At 61.4% G+C, this 16,419-nt stretch carries 13 protein-coding genes and 1 pseudogene; 13 read left to right on the forward strand and 1 reads right to left on the reverse strand.

Annotated features, from left to right (window positions below; genetic code table 11):
• Nucleotide 1: 1 nt before the first annotated feature.
• From MST27_RS14310 to MST27_RS14370, 13 genes and pseudogenes are all read left to right on the forward strand, one after another.
• The gene (locus MST27_RS14310) at nt 2-334 is read left to right on the forward strand and encodes a VOC family protein (protein ID WP_243606611.1); all 333 of its coding nucleotides are present in this window, start codon (nt 2-4) and stop codon (nt 332-334) included.
• 50 nt (nt 335-384) lie between these two features.
• Nucleotides 385-1,467, forward strand: coding sequence for a 3-isopropylmalate dehydrogenase (gene leuB / locus MST27_RS14315; protein ID WP_243606612.1), 1,083 nt, complete (start codon nt 385-387; stop codon nt 1,465-1,467).
• A gap of 170 nt (nt 1,468-1,637) precedes the next feature.
• A complete protein-coding gene (gene asd, locus MST27_RS14320; RefSeq protein WP_243606613.1) occupies nt 1,638-2,750 on the forward strand; it encodes an aspartate-semialdehyde dehydrogenase in 1,113 nt (370 codons plus the stop codon).
• 270 nt (nt 2,751-3,020) lie between these two features.
• Nucleotides 3,021-3,116, forward strand: a pseudogene (locus tag MST27_RS14325) (aspartate-semialdehyde dehydrogenase); the annotation flags it as partial.
• 150 nt (nt 3,117-3,266) lie between these two features.
• Entirely contained in the window at nt 3,267-5,990 is a 2,724-nt protein-coding gene (locus MST27_RS14330; protein ID WP_243606614.1) for a motility hub landmark protein FimV, read from the forward strand.
• Nucleotides 5,991-5,992: 2 nt separating this feature from the next.
• The gene (truA, locus tag MST27_RS14335) at nt 5,993-6,856 is read left to right on the forward strand and encodes a tRNA pseudouridine(38-40) synthase TruA (RefSeq protein ID WP_243606615.1); all 864 of its coding nucleotides are present in this window, start codon (nt 5,993-5,995) and stop codon (nt 6,854-6,856) included.
• 100 nt (nt 6,857-6,956) lie between these two features.
• On the forward strand, nt 6,957-7,580 hold the full coding sequence (locus MST27_RS14340; protein ID WP_243606616.1) for a phosphoribosylanthranilate isomerase: 624 nt from the start codon (nt 6,957-6,959) through the stop codon (nt 7,578-7,580).
• 224 nt (nt 7,581-7,804) lie between these two features.
• A complete protein-coding gene (accD, locus tag MST27_RS14345; protein WP_243606617.1) occupies nt 7,805-8,698 on the forward strand; it encodes an acetyl-CoA carboxylase, carboxyltransferase subunit beta in 894 nt (297 codons plus the stop codon).
• Nucleotides 8,695-9,999, forward strand: a complete 1,305-nt coding sequence (folC, locus tag MST27_RS14350; protein WP_243606618.1) for a bifunctional tetrahydrofolate synthase/dihydrofolate synthase — start codon at nt 8,695-8,697, stop codon at nt 9,997-9,999. The genes accD and folC overlap by 4 nt, the downstream gene beginning before the upstream one ends.
• Complete coding sequence (locus MST27_RS14355; protein ID WP_243606619.1) at nt 9,965-10,624, forward strand: SPOR domain-containing protein; 660 nt, start codon at nt 9,965-9,967, stop codon at nt 10,622-10,624. The genes folC and MST27_RS14355 overlap by 35 nt, the downstream gene beginning before the upstream one ends.
• Nucleotides 10,625-10,755: 131 nt before the next feature.
• Complete coding sequence (locus tag MST27_RS14360; protein WP_243606620.1) at nt 10,756-11,268, forward strand: CvpA family protein; 513 nt, start codon at nt 10,756-10,758, stop codon at nt 11,266-11,268.
• Between the two features lie 77 nt (nt 11,269-11,345).
• On the forward strand, nt 11,346-12,851 hold the full coding sequence (purF, locus tag MST27_RS14365; RefSeq protein ID WP_243606621.1) for an amidophosphoribosyltransferase: 1,506 nt from the start codon (nt 11,346-11,348) through the stop codon (nt 12,849-12,851).
• 40 nt (nt 12,852-12,891) lie between these two features.
• Entirely contained in the window at nt 12,892-14,103 is a 1,212-nt protein-coding gene (locus MST27_RS14370; protein ID WP_243606622.1) for an O-succinylhomoserine sulfhydrylase, read from the forward strand.
• A gap of 53 nt (nt 14,104-14,156) precedes the next feature.
• Here MST27_RS14370 and gspD read toward each other — a convergent pair whose 3' ends face one another.
• Nucleotides 14,157-16,418, reverse strand: a complete 2,262-nt coding sequence (gene gspD, locus MST27_RS14375) for a type II secretion system secretin GspD (protein WP_243606623.1) — start codon at nt 16,416-16,418, stop codon at nt 14,157-14,159.
• Nucleotide 16,419 lies beyond the last annotated feature (1 nt).

The raw sequence follows: 16,419 nt of genomic DNA on the forward strand, positions 1-16,419 counted from the left end.
CATGAAACGATTCCACATCGCCTTGGCGGTCGATGATCTGCAGGCGTCGATCGCCGAATATGATCGTCGCCTGGGGCAGGCCGCGACCGTGGTGGTGCCGGGTCGATACGCCATGTGGCGCACCGAACTACTGAATTTCTCCATCAACGAGATGCCGGGGCAGGGCGGAACCTTGCGCCATGTGGGTTTCGAGATCGATGGGGTTGAAGGTTTTTCCAGCGATACGGATTGCAACGGCCTGGTCTGGGAGCGGTTCTGCCCGGCTGCGCAAGACCATCGCATTCGCCAGATCTACGGGCCGCCGTCCACGCACGGTGGCCCGTTCAATAAGTAAAGCGGGTCGTTTCCCCTAGGCGCGACCGATGAAAACCAATTGAGGACACAATGGGTAAGCAGATTCTGATTCTCCCCGGTGACGGCATCGGGCCGGAAATCATGGCCGAGGCGGTCAAGGTGCTGGAGCTGGCCAACGACAAGTTTCAGCTCGGCTTCGAACTGAGCTATGACGATCTCGGTGGTGCTGCGATCGACAAGTATGGCGTACCGCTGGCGGACGAGACCCTGGAACGCGCGCGTGCTGCCGATGCCGTCCTGCTGGGCGCCGTTGGTGGCCCCAAGTGGGACAGCATCGACCCGGCAATCCGTCCGGAGCGTGGCCTGCTGAAGATTCGCTCGCAGCTCGGCCTGTTCGGCAACCTGCGTCCGGCGCTCCTGTATCCGCAGCTTGCCGATGCGTCCAGCCTCAAGCCGGAAGTCGTCGCCGGCCTCGATATCCTCATCGTTCGTGAGCTGACCGGCGGTATCTATTTCGGCCAGCCGCGCGAAAACAAGGTGTTCGATAACGGCGAGCGCATGGCCTACGACACGCTGCCCTACAGCGAGAGCGAAATTCGTCGTATCGCCAAGGTTGGTTTCGACATGGCGCGTGTACGCAGCAAGAAGCTGTGCTCGGTGGACAAGGCCAACGTGCTGGCGTCCAGTCAGCTCTGGCGCGCTGTGGTGCAGGAGGTGGCCAAGGATTACCCGGACGTCGAGCTCAGCCATATGTATGTCGATAACGCTGCCATGCAACTGGTCAGGGCACCGAAGCAGTTCGACGTGATCGTCACCGACAACATGTTCGGCGACATCCTGTCGGATGAGGCTTCCATGCTGACCGGTTCTATCGGCATGCTGCCGTCCGCTTCGCTGGACGCCAACAGCAAGGGCATGTACGAGCCCTGCCATGGTTCGGCCCCGGACATCGCAGGCAAGGGCATCGCCAATCCGCTGGCGACCATTCTGTCTGTGTCCATGATGTTGCGCTACAGCTTCAGCCAGACGCAGGCGGCGGATGCCATCGAGCGGGCAGTCAGTGATGTGCTCGACCAGGGGCTGCGGACTGGGGACATCTGGTCCGAGGGTTGCCAGAAGGTCGATACCCGAACCATGGGTGATGCGGTAGTCGCCGCGCTCGCGAAGCTGTAATCTTTCTGGCCCCATTGCACCGGGCCGTCGATAACGCTTGCGGGCGACGGTCAGGTGGTGACGCTGAGTGACGCCGGCGTGCGAGGGAGGATCACCTCTCATCGAACATGCAAGCACAGTCTGTTTTTGACGGTCTGCACGGCGGGCCACTTCATATATAGGTGTAGTTGATGAAACGCGTAGGTCTGATCGGTTGGCGCGGCATGGTCGGTTCCGTGCTCATGCAGCGGATGCTGGAGGAGCGGGATTTCGACCTGATCGAGCCGGTATTCTTTACCACCTCCAACGTGGGCGGCCAAGGCCCCTCGATCGGCAAGGACATTGCGCCGCTCAAGGATGCCTACAGTATCGATGAGTTGAAGACGCTCGATGTAATCCTGACGTGCCAGGGCGGGGATTACACCAATGAGGTGTTTCCCAAACTGCGCGAGGCGGGCTGGAAGGGCTACTGGATCGATGCTGCCTCGAGCCTGCGCATGCAGGACGACGCGGTCATCGTCCTGGACCCGGTGAACCGTAAGGTGATCGACCATCAGCTCGATGCCGGCACGCTCAATTACATCGGCGGCAACTGCACCGTCAGTTTGATGCTGATGGGGCTGGGTGGCTTGTTCGAGAATGGTTTGGTCGAGTGGATGAGTGCCATGACCTACCAAGCGGCTTCTGGCGCAGGCGCTCAGAACATGCGTGAGCTGATCAAGCAAATGGGCAGTATCCATGACGCCGTATCCGATGACCTGGCGAACCCGGCCAGTGCGATTCTGGACATCGATCGCAAGGTTGCCGATTGCCAGCGCTCCGAGGCGTTCCCCGTCGATAATTTTGGCGTGCCGTTGGCTGGTAGTCTCATCCCCTATATCGACAAGGAACTGCCAAACGGGCAGAGCCGCGAGGAGTGGAAAGCACAGGCCGAGACCAACAAGATCCTGGGGCGTTTCAAGAGTCCGATTCCGGTCGACGGTATCTGTGTCCGCATCGGTGCGATGCGCTGCCATAGTCAGGCATTGACGATCAAGCTGAACAAGGATGTGCCGATTTCGGACATCGAGGGGATGATCAGCCAGCACAATCCGTGGGTCAAACTGGTACCCAATCATCGCGATGCCAGCATGCAGGAGTTGAGTCCGACCTCCGTCACCGGCACGCTGACCGTTCCGGTGGGGCGCCTGCGCAAGCTCAACATGGGCTCGCACTACCTTGGCGCCTTCACTGTGGGTGACCAGTTGTTGTGGGGTGCCGCCGAGCCGCTGCGTCGCATGTTGCGAATCCTGCTCGAGCGCTAAGCTTCGTTTCAGTTTGTCAGATGAAAACGCCACGCATTGCCGTGGCGTTTTTTTTGCCAGAAGGAATAAGCCGGCGATTTGTGACGCATGGAACAGAAGTGCTTCACGTTCGTCGGGCTGCGGCCGATATAGGCGGAAAGGGCTTTGATTTCCTATAGAGTCCGGCACGTCCGCGGTTCAGCGCCGGAAGGTTGGATAGCTAACGTCACGTGCACGCCATCCTGCCCAGAATGCGGATTCGCTGACAGGGACCTGACCTTAGGCAGCGCGCAGGTCAAATTGTGGATTGTGTCTGATAACGTGCGAAAAGGCCTGAGGCTTAATGCGGTGCGGTCGGGTCGGTTGTTGATAAAACACTATCTGTAAAAGATACTTACTGAAAGTTCAAAGAACTATTCTAGCTGACGGTGTTAACAGGCTTGTCGCTGACGGGGGCCGCCATCCGGGCGGCATGGGCAGTGATTATGGCCTCTCTCTCGAAAATCCGAGAAAGTTAAAAAACAAGGGATTACATCAATGGTTCGGGTTCGCAATCTGGTGCTGGCAATCGCGGCTGCTACCGCGTTGACTTCCGAAATGGCTTACGCGCTAGGGTTGGGCGAAGTCACCCTGAAATCGGCGCTGAATCAGCCTCTTGTCGCTGAGATCGAGCTGCTCGATGCGAAATCCCTTGCGCCTGGCGAGGTTGTTCCGGTGCTGGCCTCGGTTGAGGACTTCAACAAGGCGGGCGTTGATCGTCAGTATTTTCTCACTGACCTGACGTTTACGCCGGTGCTGCGGCCTGATGGCAAGAGCATCATTCGCGTGTCTTCGACCAAGCCGGTTCGCGAGCCCTACCTTAACTTTTTGATCGAGGTGCTGTGGCCGAACGGTCGTCTGTTGCGTGAATACACGCTGCTTCTCGATCCGCCACTGTATTCGCCGGAAATCGCCGCGGCCGTCGCTCCGCAGCTGCCGGTTTCCGTACCGACCTCGAGGCCCGCCGCGCCATCGCGTACCCCCACGCCTTCAGCGGCAGGCACCCCTGCCGCCTCCACGGTTACGCCACTTCAGGGTAATGAGTACAAAGTCACACCTAACGACACGTTGTGGGAGATTGCCGAACGCGCGCGTCAGGGTGGTACGGTCCATCAAGCCATGCTTGCGATCCAGGATCTGAATCCTGATGCATTCATCGGCGGCAATATCAATCGCATGAAAAACGGTCAGGTGCTGCGTTTGCCAACCGAGGAGCAGGTCCGGAGCCGCTCCCAGGCTGAGGCGATTCAGCAAGTGGCGCAGCAAAATGCCAGCTGGCGGCAGGGGGCCGGTGTCGCGGGCCAGGGCTCGCGCCAGCTCGACGCCACTCAGCGGGGTCAGGCTGGTGCCGCGCCTGCCCGCAGCGAGACAGGCGACAATTTGCGTCTGGTTGCACCTGAGGCGGGTGAGGCCACCACCGGTAGCGATACTGGAGGTACTGACGACACCAAGTCGCTTCGCGACAAGCTCGCCGTTACTGAAGAGAGCCTGGACTCCAGTCGCCGAGAAAATCTGGATCTCAAGGATCGCCTGAATGATCTGCAGGGGCAGCTCGACAAGCTTCAGCGCCTCATGGAGCTCAAGGACAATCAGCTGGCCAAGCTTCAGGCCCAGCTGGGCGCCGATGCTGAGCCGATATCTAGTGCGCCGGCTGGCGTCGAAGGGCCAGTCGACACTCAGGCTGACGCTGGCAATGGGGCGGCCGAGCCGGTTACGGCCGGTGCGGATGCTCAGGGCAGTGAGTCACCCGTCGAACAGGACGACACGGCGCAGCCCGTCGAGCCAGTTCAGCAGCCGACCGCGCAGACGTCACCTGCTCCTGTTGCCGCTGCCCCTGAGCCGGCACCTGTATCTGCCCCCAGCTCCGAGGCACCGGAATCCGGTGGCTTTGTTGACGACCTCATGGGCAATCCGGTAATGCTGGGCGTGATCGGAGGCAGTGCGCTCCTGTTGCTGCTGGTCGGCCTGATGGCGCTGTCGAGACGCAACGCAATGAAGGAGGCAGAGCTGCAGGAAAGTCTGCTTGCCGAAAATGAGGACGATCATTTCTACGGCGCCGTTCATGAGGGTGCTGCATCCGGCAAGGACAATCACGTCAACCAGGCGCCTGTTGAAACGAGCCCGGCTGACGCATTGGCTGGTGCGGCGACCGACCCGCTCGCGGAAGCCGATATCTACATCGCCTATGGCCGATTCAATCAGGCCGCCGAACTGCTGCAAAACGCCTTGAATGATGAGCCTCAGCGTAGCGATCTGCGTCTGAAATTGATGGAGGTCTACGCCGAGCTGGGAGACCGTGAAGGTTTCGCCCGTCAGGAGTCGGAACTTCGCGATATCGGTGGCTCGACACCTGCTATCGAGCTATTGAAGGCACGTTACCCCGGCATGGCGGTGGCTGCCGCGGCCGGTTTCGCTACGGGTGCAGCAGCCTCCAGTCAGGATGATCTCGACACGCTGAGCCTGGATGATCTCGATCTGGATGGCCCTGCGGCACCGGTAGCTAAGGCTGAGTCCGATAGCGCTTTCGATTTGAGTCTCGATGATCTGGAGCTAGACGAGTCCACTGCGCCTGTCGAGCAGCCGAAGGGCGTTTCCGAGACCGATGCGTTCAGCTTTGACGAGCTGTCGCTGGAGGCGGCTGCTGAAGAGCAGCGTGGGGATGACTTCGCGCTTGAGCTCGATGAATCGACCGCATCGGACGTGTCTTTCGAGCAGGAAATGGCAGCGTTCTCGCTTGATCTCGACGAAGAACAGGCGCAGCCAGCGGATAATCGCGACGATGAACTTGGCTTGAACATGAGCGCGGCTGCCGACGCTTCTGTTACCAAGCCTACGGCTGACAGCTTCGATTTCGAGTTGCCCGAATTGACCGAAACGGCGGCGATGCCCGATGAGTTCGACCTTTCGCTCGAAGAGGAAGATACGTCGGCTCAGCCTGAAAGCTTCGCCTCCAGGCTCGAAGAGGTCGAGGCCGAGCTTCAGGATCTTTCGCGCGATCTGGAGGAGCCGGCAGCGCCTGCTGCCGAGTCGGTCGATGAACTCGGCGATGATTTTGATTTCTTCTCGGACACTGATGAGACCACCACCAAGCTGGATCTGGCGCGGGCCTATATCGATATGGGCGATGCCGAAGGGGCACGGGATATCCTGGACGAAGTGATGAACGAAGGAAGCGATGTTCAGCAACAAGAGGCGCGCGAGATGCTCGCCAAACTCGCCTGAACATGATCGATGCAGTACCTGAAGCGGCAGCCTCCTTGGCTGCCGCTGGCATTTCCAGGATTGCCCTCGGAGTCGAGTACAAGGGCTCTCGCTATCGTGGATTTCAGCGCCAGCGTGATGGCGTGCCGTCTATCCAACTGTCCCTGGAAACTGCATTGAGCAAGGTTGCGGGCGGGCATCCGGTCACGTTGAGTTGCGCGGGACGGACGGATGCTCTGGTCCATGCCTGTGCGCAGGTCGTCCATTTCGATACGCCTGTTACCCGGTCCATGCATGCCTGGGTGATGGGTGCCAACATGAACCTGCCAGGCGACATCAGCGTGACCTGGGCCAAGGAAATGCCGCTTCACTTCGATGCGCGTTTCAGCGCCATGGCTCGCCGTTATCGTTATGTCATCTATAACGACCAGATACGGCCGGCGCATCTGGCCGAAGAGGTCACTTGGAACCACCGTCCGCTCGATATTGATTTGATGCGCGAGGCGGCGAAAGCGTTCGTGGGCACCCATGATTTCAGCGCCTTTCGTGCGCGTCAGTGTCAAGCCAAGTCGCCTGTCAAGACGATTCATCATCTGGAACTGTTGCAGCATGGACGTCTGATCGTCGTCGATGTCCGGGCAAACGCATTTCTTCATCACATGGTGCGCAACTTTGCTGGCGTACTCATGACGATTGGTGCTGGTGAGCGCCCTGTCGAGTGGGCCAAACAGGTGCTGGAGTCGCGGGTAAGGCGAACCGGCGGCGTAACGGCGCACCCCTACGGCCTGTACCTGGTCGAGGTCGATTACCCCGAGGAGTTCGAGCTCCCCAATCGCTATCTGGGGCCTCACTTTCTTTCAGGCCTGCCGGACGTTAGGCCGCGCTAAGGGGCGGGCCTTGTCCCCTCGACTCGGTGTATGAATGGCCGCTTGCAGGCCTCGATGCTTTTGTTAAGATCGAAGGTCTTTTATCGCAGGTATCCCACCGTTGGCCATCGTTCGCACCAAGATATGTGGCATCACCAGTGTTGAGGATGCAGTCGTGGCCGCCGAGGCGGGCGCGGACGCCATCGGTCTTGTTTTCTACAGGCCGAGCCCGCGCGCAGTCGATGTTCGGCAGGCGCGGGCTATCGTTGCGGCGTTGCCGCCTTTCGTCACCACCGTCGGCTTGTTCGTCAACGCTTCGCGCTGCGAAATCAACGAAACGCTGGATGCGGTTCGACTGGACATGCTGCAGTTCCATGGTGATGAATCCCCGGCGGACTGCGACGGTTACCATAAGCCCTGGTACAAGGCGCTGCGCGTCAAACCGGGGATCGATGTCCGCGCACACGCTGGCGAATACCAGGGTGCCAGCGCGATCCTTCTCGATTCCTATGTCGCCGGCGTGCCCGGCGGGACCGGCGAGTCGTTCGATTGGTCACTGATCCCGCGCGATTTGAGTCAACCTTTGGTGCTTGCCGGCGGGCTAAACCCCGAAAACGTCGAACGTGCCATCGCTCAGGTCAAGCCTTACGCCGTAGACGTGAGTGGCGGCGTGGAGGTGCGCAAGGGTGTCAAGGATGCCGACCGTGTTCGCGATTTCGTGAGAAGAGTAAGAGGGTGGGTGTGACGAACCGGTGCTGGATGCCGTCCAGTTACCGCTCGCTGGCAGATTAGCCGGTATTCAGTGCGGCCCGGCGGTGAGTCGGGTGTTTTTGGCACGTTCGGTGCGGCCTTTGTGGCGCATCGCTTTCGCGGTACGGAGCGCTCCGACGGAGCCCGAGCCGCCACGATGAATTCGCCTGTAGCGTGCATGCTCACGCGCGGGACAGACAAGCTGTGGAGAATAAAAGCATGAGCAACTGGCTGGTAGACAAGCTGATCCCCTCGATCATGCGCTCGGAATCGCAGAAGAGCTCAGTCCCGGAAGGGCTTTGGCATAAGTGCCCGTCTTGCGAGGCGGTGCTCTATCGTCCCGAGCTGGAAAAAAGCCTGGATGTCTGCCCGAAGTGCCAGCACCACATGCGCATCGACGCCCGCACGCGTCTGGACATCTTTCTGGACAAGGATGGGCGGCATGAAATCGCGGCGGAGCTCGAACCGGTCGACCGACTCAAGTTCCGTGACAGCAAGAAGTACAAGGATCGCCTGTCCGCAGCCCAGAAGCAGACCGGTGAAAAGGACGCGCTCATCGCCATGAGCGGCACACTTATGAACATGCCGGTTGTCGCCTGTGCCTTTGAGTTTTCCTTCATGGGCGGCTCGATGGGTGCGATCGTTGGTGAGCGCTTCGTCAGAGCAGCGGACGCCGCGTTGGAGCAGCGCTGTCCGCTGGTATGCTTCGCGGCCTCCGGTGGTGCGCGCATGCAGGAAGCCCTGATTTCCCTGATGCAGATGGCGAAGACTTCAGCCGTACTGGCGCGCATGCGTGAAGAAGGTCTGCCCTTTATTTCCGTGCTGACTGACCCGGTTTACGGGGGGGTTTCCGCGAGCCTGGCGATGCTGGGCGATGTGATCGTGGCCGAACCCAAGGCGCTGATCGGTTTCGCCGGCCCGCGCGTCATCGAGCAGACGGTGCGAGAGAAGTTGCCCGAAGGCTTCCAGCGCAGCGAGTTCCTGCTTGACCATGGTGCGATCGATCTGATCATTCCGCGTGCAGAACTGCGTGCACGACTCGCTCGTCTCCTGGCGCAACTGCAGCGGCTGCCAACGCCTGCTGAGCCGGCACTGGTCAACGCTCCTGCATGACCAATCGGGGGCTGGAGGATTGGCTCTGTTATCTGGAGCGCTTGCACCCGACCGCGATCGACATGGGGCTCGATCGCGCCCGACTCGTTGCGCAGCGGCTCGGGCTCAAGCGCCCGGCGCCGCGGGTGGTGACTGTTACAGGCACCAACGGTAAGGGCTCCACCTGCGCGTTCATCTCGAGCCTTTTGTCCGCACAAGGCTTGAAAGTCGGCGTGTACAGCTCGCCGCACCTGCTCCGATACAACGAGCGCGTCCGCATCGATGGTCGCGAAGCAAGCGATGCTGCCCTCTGCGAGGCTTTCGAAGTCGTCGAGCAGGCACGGCGCGAGACGTCACTGACCTACTTTGAAATGGGGACTTTGGCGGCGTTCTGGCTATTCGAACGTGCACAGCTCGATGCGGTGGTGCTTGAAGTGGGGCTGGGAGGCCGCCTGGATGCGGTCAATCTGGTCGCTGCGGACGTTGCGGTCGTCACGAACATTGGCCTCGATCATGCGGAGTGGTTGGGTGACACCCGGGAAAGCGTAGGCTTCGAAAAAGCAGGGATCTTCCGCTCGGGCGCACCTGCCGTCTGCGGTGATTCGCGTCCACCGGCGACGCTGCTCGAAGTGGCTGATCGCTTGCCCGCACCGCTGATGCTTCGCGGACGCGAGTTCGATCTTGCCGCTACCCCTGGCGGGTGGCGTTGGCGCGGCCTGGCTGCTGATGGGCAGCCCCTGCTGCTCGATCATCTGCCGCTCCTGGATCTGCCCATGGAGAACGCTGCGGTTGCGTTGCAGGCCTATGCGCTGCTCGACCTGCCCTGGCAGCCCGATCGCCTGAGTGAGGCTTTGGCGAGCACGCGGATCGCGGGCCGTCTCGATCGCCGTCAGATTGTCTGGCGTGGTAAGCGACTCAATCTGCTCCTAGATGTGGCGCATAATCCTCATGCCGCCGAGTACCTCGCATGCCGCCTGGCGGAACGACCCGTGTTGGGACGGCGCACCGCCGTGTTCGGTCTGTTGACCGACAAGGATCTGGCCGGGGTCGTCGGTCCGTTGCTCGGCGCTATTGACGCATGGGCCGTTGCGCCTTTGCCCAGTCCACGCTCTTGCACAGCGCAGCAGTTGGCTCAGGCATTGAACGAGCGAGGCGCCTCGGTCAGTATCTGGCCAGACGTGGCGCAGGCGATCGAGGCGCAGGGTACCGAGGTGACCGAATCGGACGAAATATTGGTTTTTGGCTCTTTCTATTGCGTGGCTGAGGCGCTGACGTGGCTCGAGCGCAATGCGGAAAACGGAGGGCGAGACATTGCTGGATAAGGGATTGCTGCAACGAATCGTAGGCGCGTTGGTGCTGGTCGCGCTGGCGGTGATTTTCGTGCCGATGCTGTTCAATCGCGAGGATGCCGGGCGCGAGGTGGTGGTCGACGCGCCGCGTATGCCGGAGTCGCCCGAGGCGCCAGAGATTGAACCGACCCCCGTTGAGGTGCCGGAGCCGGTACCGGAGTCGTTCGAAATCATCGAAGAGGAGCCGGTCGTCGAAGGAGTCTCGCCAACCCCGGAGCCCGAGCTACCCTCCGCTCCGATCGCCGACGCGCCTGAAGTGGCTCCGGCTCCGGACGCACCCACACCAGCACCTTCGTCCGCACCGGAGTCTGGCCCGGCGCAAGCTGAAGGGGACGGCCAGCGCCTGGACGCGTCAGGTCTGCCCGTGAGCTGGTCGGTGCAGCTGGCAAGCCTGTCCAGCCGCGAGAACGCGGAGAAGCTTCAGCGTACGCTGCGGTCTCAGGGCTACAACGCCTATATCCGCACAGCCGACGGCATGAATCGAGTGTTTGTCGGCCCGCTGGTCGAGCGCGCCGAAGCGAACCGTTTGCGCGACCAGTTGCAGCGTCAGCAGAAGCTCGACGGCTTCGTGGTGCGTTTCAAGCCCGAAGCACAGTAGGACAGGCATTTAGACGTACGGGTGACCGGGCTCGAGCGCCCCTGGTCGCCGCACGAATACACTGACGAGGCATACTCCTTGTTGAGGCGCTCTGCTAAAATGCGCCGCCTTTCTCCCTTGCAGGAATACCTGTGGCATTCACCTGGGTCGATTGGGCGTTTGTCGCCATCGTGGTCATCTCCAGTCTCATCAGCCTGAAGCGTGGTTTCGTCAAGGAGGCGCTCTCGCTGCTTACCTGGATCATCGCCGGTGTCGTCGCCTGGATGTTCGGCGGTGCGCTGTCGCATCATCTCGCCGAATACATCGAAACCCCGTCCTTCCAGGTCATTGCCGCGTGCGCGATTCTCTTCGTGGTGACCTTGCTGGTCGGAGCACTGATCAATTTCCTCATCGGCGAACTGGTCCGCGTGACAGGGTTGTCCGGTACGGATCGTTTTCTTGGAATGGTCTTTGGAGCGGCAAGGGGTGGTCTGCTGATCGTCGTGTTGGTGGGGTTGCTCAGCCTCGCACCCGTTCAACAAGACCCCTGGTGGCGCGAATCCGCGCTCGTTCCGCATTTCCTGCTGGTGGCCGATTGGTCGAAGAACCTCATTCTGGGGTTTGGGAGCCGTTGGGTCGCCGGCTCGTTCGACTCGGGCATCTGAGTCAACGCACATTCACAACGGACGCGCGTGGAATCCACCAAGCGTTCGGATCAGCCTGTAAATGAGGGGTTCCTTGCATGTGTGGCATTGTCGGCATCGTCGGTAAGTCGAACGTCAACCAGGCGTTGTATGACGCGCTTACCGTACTGCAGCATCGCGGGCAGGACGCGGCTGGAATCGTCACCAGCGACCGGGGCAAGCTGTTCCTGCGCAAGGACAACGGCCTCGTTCGTGATGTGTTCCAGCAACGCCACATGCAGCGACTGGTCGGTAACATGGGAATCGGGCATGTGCGTTATCCCACGGCGGGCAGTTCCAGTTCAGCCGAGGCGCAGCCCTTCTACGTCAACTCGCCGTATGGCATCACCCTGGCGCACAACGGCAACCTGACCAACGTCGACCAGCTGACCAAGGAAATCTACGAGTCCGATCTGCGCCACGTGAACACCAATTCGGACTCCGAGGTGTTGCTCAATGTCTTCGCCCATGAGCTGGCGGTGCGCGGGAAGCTGCAACCGACCGAAGAAGACGTCTTTGCCGCGGTGACGAAGGTGCACGAGCGGTGCGTCGGCGGCTATGCCGTGGTGGCGATGGTTACCGGCTACGGCATCGTCGGCTTCCGTGACCCGCATGCCATTCGGCCGATCGTTTTCGGTCAGCGCCACACCGACCAAGGGGTCGAGTACATGATCGCCTCGGAGAGCGTCGCCCTCGACGTGTTGGGTTTCACCCTGATCCGCGATCTGGCCCCGGGCGAGGCGGTCTACATCACGACCGACGGTAAGCTCCATACCCGCCAGTGCGCGCCGAACCCCCAGTATGCCCCCTGCATCTTCGAGCACGTCTACCTGGCACGCTCCGATTCCCTGATGGATGGCGTATCGGTGTACAAGGCCCGCTTGCGGATGGGTGAGAAACTGGCTGAAAAGATCCTGCGCGAACGCCCGGACCATGACATCGATGTGGTGATTCCGATTCCGGACACCAGCCGCACGGCCGCGCTCGAGCTGGCCAACCGGCTGGGTGTGAAGTTTCGCGAAGGTTTCGTCAAGAACCGTTATATCGGGCGTACCTTCATCATGCCGGGCCAGGCGGCCCGCAAGAAGTCGGTTCGGCAGAAGCTCAACGCGATCGATCTCGAGTTTCGTGGCAAGAACGTGATGTTGGTGGACGATTCGATCGTGCGAGGCACCACCTGCAAGCAGATCATCCAGATGGCGCGCGAAGCAGGGGCGAAGAACGTCTACTTCTGTTCCGCCGCGCCGGCTGTGCGATACCCGAACGTATACGGCATCGACATGCCCAGCGCGCACGAACTCATTGCCCACAACCGCACCACCGAGGAGGTGGCCGAGCTGATCGGGGCTGACTGGCTGGTCTACCAGGACCTGACGGATCTGATTGACGCTGTAGGTGGTGGAAAGGTGAAGATCGATAACTTCGACTGTGCGGTGTTCGACGGCAACTACGTCACCGGTGACATCGACGAGGCCTACCTGCACAAGATCGAGCAGGCACGCAACGATCTCAGCAAGGCCCAGGCTGCCGTCGCCAGCGCCATTATCGACCTGCACAACAACTGACCGATTTCGGCGGCATGCTGCCGGACCGAGGAGGATGACCATGGCACACGATTGGGATGCCGGCCGCCTGGACAGTGATCTGTCCGGAGCCGGCCCGGACACGCTGGCCGTACGGGCAGGCCAGCAGCGTACGCCTGAAGGCGAACATGGCGAGCCGCTGTTCTTTACCTCCAGCTATGTGTTCCGCAGTGCTGCCGACGCGGCGGCGACCTTTGCCGGGGAAATGCCGGGTAACGTCTATTCGCGCTATACGAACCCGACCGTGCGCGCGTTCGAGCAGCGTATCGCCGCGATGGAGGGGGCCGAACAGGCCGTGGCGACTTCCTCCGGCATGTCGGCGATCCTGGCGACGGTGATGAGCCTGTGCTCAGCCGGCGACCATGTGCTGGTCTCTCGCAGCGTGTTTGGCGCGACCGTCTCCCTGTTCGAGAAGTATTTCAAGCGCTTCGGGCTCGAGGTGGACTTCGTCCCGCTGGTCGACCTGCAGCGCTGGGAGCGAGCCTTCAAGCCGAACACGAAACTGGTGTTCGTCGAGTCCCCCTCGAACCCGCTGGCCGAACTGGTCGACATCGAGGCACTGGCTGGGATTTGTCACGCCAAAGGCGCATTGTTCGCGGTGGACAACTGCTTCTGTACGCCCGCGCTGCAACAGCCGCTGGCCCTGGGTGCCGACATCGTCATCCACTCGGCGACCAAATACATTGATGGACAGGGCCGATGCCTGGGTGGCGTGGTTGCCGGGCGTGCAGAGCTCATGAAGGAGCTTGTCGGGTTCCTGCGTACCGCTGGGCCGACCATGAGCCCGTTCAACGCCTGGGTATTCCTCAAGGGTCTGGAAACCCTTCGCCTGCGCATGCAGGCCCATTGTGCGAGCGCGCAAGTGCTAGCCGATTGGCTGGAACAGCAGTCGGGCGTGGAGAAGGTGTATTACGCGGGGCTCGAAAGCCATCCGCAGCACGAGCTGGCCAAGCGTCAGCAGAAGGACTTCGGCGCGGTGCTGAGTTTCGAGATCGCCGGTGGCAAGGAAGCAGCCTGGCGCTTCATCGATGCGACGCGCCTGATCTCCATCACTGCGAACCTGGGTGACAGCAAGACCACCATCACCCATCCCGCGACTACCACGCACGGTCGTCTTTCTCCCGAGGAACGCGCCAACGCAGGGATCCGCGACAGCCTGATCCGCGTCGCGGTGGGCCTGGAAGAGGTCGAGGACCTCAAAGCCGACCTCGCCAGAGGCCTGGCGGCCATCTGAAATGCATGCCATGCGGCCCTCCGAGGCCGCATTGCCTGCTACCGCTCGGTCGGCTAATTGCTAGCCGGCCCGACTCTTACCAGGAAACCATTGAGCCGTTGCTCATCGGACAGCTGTTGGAGCAGGCGATTCGCTTCCGCGCGTTGCTCGACGGGGCCCACGAAGACTCGATGGGTAGCGCCGGCAGTTTTCACATAAGCGTTGTAGCCCTGACTGACGAGCTTCTCCTGCAACGCTTGCGCGCCGTTCCGGTTCCTTAGACTGGCAAGCTGAATGGCCCAGCCCGAACGTACCTCGGTTGTTGCAGATTGAGGCTCGGGCGTCGATTGCGCGGGCGCCCGTTGCGGTGCCGGCTGTGAGGGCGGGGTGGCCGAGGTATCGCCTGAACGCAGGTCGATCGCTGGCGCTGGCTGGCCTTGTCCATCGAACAGGCGTTCCGGCGTGGCGGGTAGGATGCTGGGGCTTTCCGAGTCGGTCTCGATGACTCGGATATCGCTGTATTTCTTGCCCGACAACGCCGCCAGGCCTGCACGATCGCGAACCACCGTCGGTTTCAGGAACACCATGAGGTTGCGCTTGACATGCGTTTCCTGCGTGGAGCGGAACAGGGCGCCCAGAAGAGGAATGTCACCGAGCAGCGGCACCTTGGAATCGGTGCGGGTCACGTCGTCCTGGATCAGGCCGCCGAGCACGATTACCTGCCCGTCTTCGGCAAGGATGGTGCTCTTGATGGAGCGTTTGTTGGTCACCAAGTCCACAGCCTGCGCCGAGAGCGAAGCCGACGGGGCAATGGACGAAATTTCCTGCTCGATTTCCAGGCGCAGCGTGGCGCCGTCATTGATGTGTGGCACCACCTTCAGAGTGACACCGATGTCCTGGCGCTCGATGGTAGTGAAGGGGTTGTTGGCGCCGGAGGCATCTGTGGTGTAGGTGCCGGTCTGGAAAGGGACATTCTGGCCAACCAGTATCTCGGCTTCCTGGTTGTCGAGCGTGAGCAGGCTGGGGGTCGATAGCAGGTTGCTCTTGGTGTTGGCCGACAGGGCCGTGATCAGCGCACCGAAGCTGCTTGTGCCGATCCCAATGATCGCGCCATCCGGTAGGTCGCTCGGGATTTCATTTTCGTTGATGGCGTTCAGCACGCTGCCGATGGAAATGCCGGTGTTACCGAAGCTGACGCCGCCGGCGCCGCCTGTGCTGCCGCGCGCGTCCACTGCCCATTGCACGCCGAGGGCGTCGGTGATGTCACCGGACACTTCGACGATAGCCGCCTCCACCATCACCTGGGCGCGTGGGATGTCCAGCTGGCGCACGATGGACTCGAGGGTACCGATGACCTCCGGCTCGGCCAGCATCACCAGCGCATTGAGGCTCTCGTCGGCGCGGATGAGAATATTCTGCTGGCGCGCGCTTTGGGTTTCGCCCTCGGCCGGCTCGGACAGGCGTTCGGAGATGTCGCCCAGTGTCTCGGCCAGTGATTTGGCGTCGTTATGCCGCAGCCGAATGACGCGGGTGTTCGCCGAGCGGGTGCTTGGCGTATCCAGTGTCTTGGCCAGGCTGGCGAGCTTCTGTCGAGCCTGCTCGGGGCCGGTGAACACCAGGCGATTGGTGCGCGAGTCGGCGATGATCTGCGCCCCGGCGGTATCGCGGGCCTCACCACGGGCGAGGGTGTTGCGCAGGACTTCGGCAATGTCAGTCGCCCAGCCATATTGCAGGTTGACCACGCTGTGATCATCGCTCTGGGCCCGATCAAGCTGGCGAACGATGTCTTCGATACGCGCAATGTTCGCGCTGCGATCGCTGATGATCAGTGCGTTGGCGGAGCCGACGGCGGCGAGGTGGCCGTATTGGGGCACGAGCGGGCGGATCAGTGGAATCAGTTCGGTTGCCGAGGTGTGCTGCACCTGGATGACCCGGGTTTCCAGCAGGTCGCCTCCGCCCGGGCCGCCGCCGGCCTCCGACTTGGCTTCCGCGTTCGGCACGATGCGCGTCACTTCGCCCTGAGTGAGGACGCTGTAGCCATGTGTCGCCATCACGGACAGAAACAGTTGATACACCTCGTCCAGCGACAACGTTGTCGAAGACACCACGCTGACCTGTCCTTTGACCCTGGGGTCAACGATAAAGGTTTGCCCGGTCAGCTGGCTGATCTGGTCGACGAAGGCGCGGATATCGGCGTCCTTGAGATTGATCGTCCAGCCATCCTGCTGGGTTTCGCTGGGTTCGATGCCGGGCTCCGCGGCGAGCAGGGGAAGTGGAGCGGCCAACAGACTAGCGGCCAGCAACAGGGCAAGCGGACGAGAGGAGAAAGGCGGCATC

Origin of the sequence: Stutzerimonas marianensis, assembly GCF_022810315.1 — a bacterium.
In the GTDB taxonomy this organism is placed as follows: Bacteria; Pseudomonadota; Gammaproteobacteria; order Pseudomonadales; family Pseudomonadaceae; genus Stutzerimonas; species Stutzerimonas marianensis.

Bases quoted from the DNA above. Each gene is read 5' to 3' on its own strand.
- truA (WP_243606615.1), top strand. From the start codon at position 5,993: ATGATCGATGCAGTACCTGAAGCGGCAGCCTCCTTGGCTGCCGCTGGC.
- leuB (WP_243606612.1), top strand. From the start codon at position 385: ATGGGTAAGCAGATTCTGATTCTCCCCGGTGACGGCATCGGGCCGGAA.
- accD (WP_243606617.1), top strand. From the start codon at position 7,805: ATGAGCAACTGGCTGGTAGACAAGCTGATCCCCTCGATCATGCGCTCG.
- MST27_RS14370 (WP_243606622.1), top strand. From the start codon at position 12,892: ATGGCACACGATTGGGATGCCGGCCGCCTGGACAGTGATCTGTCCGGA.
- MST27_RS14355 (WP_243606619.1), top strand. From the start codon at position 9,965: ATGCGGAAAACGGAGGGCGAGACATTGCTGGATAAGGGATTGCTGCAA.
- MST27_RS14310 (WP_243606611.1), top strand. From the start codon at position 2: ATGAAACGATTCCACATCGCCTTGGCGGTCGATGATCTGCAGGCGTCG.
- folC (WP_243606618.1), top strand. From the start codon at position 8,695: ATGACCAATCGGGGGCTGGAGGATTGGCTCTGTTATCTGGAGCGCTTG.
- asd (WP_243606613.1), top strand. From the start codon at position 1,638: ATGAAACGCGTAGGTCTGATCGGTTGGCGCGGCATGGTCGGTTCCGTG.
- MST27_RS14330 (WP_243606614.1), top strand. From the start codon at position 3,267: ATGGTTCGGGTTCGCAATCTGGTGCTGGCAATCGCGGCTGCTACCGCG.
- purF (WP_243606621.1), top strand. From the start codon at position 11,346: ATGTGTGGCATTGTCGGCATCGTCGGTAAGTCGAACGTCAACCAGGCG.
- gspD (WP_243606623.1), bottom strand. From the start codon at position 16,418: ATGCCGCCTTTCTCCTCTCGTCCGCTTGCCCTGTTGCTGGCCGCTAGT.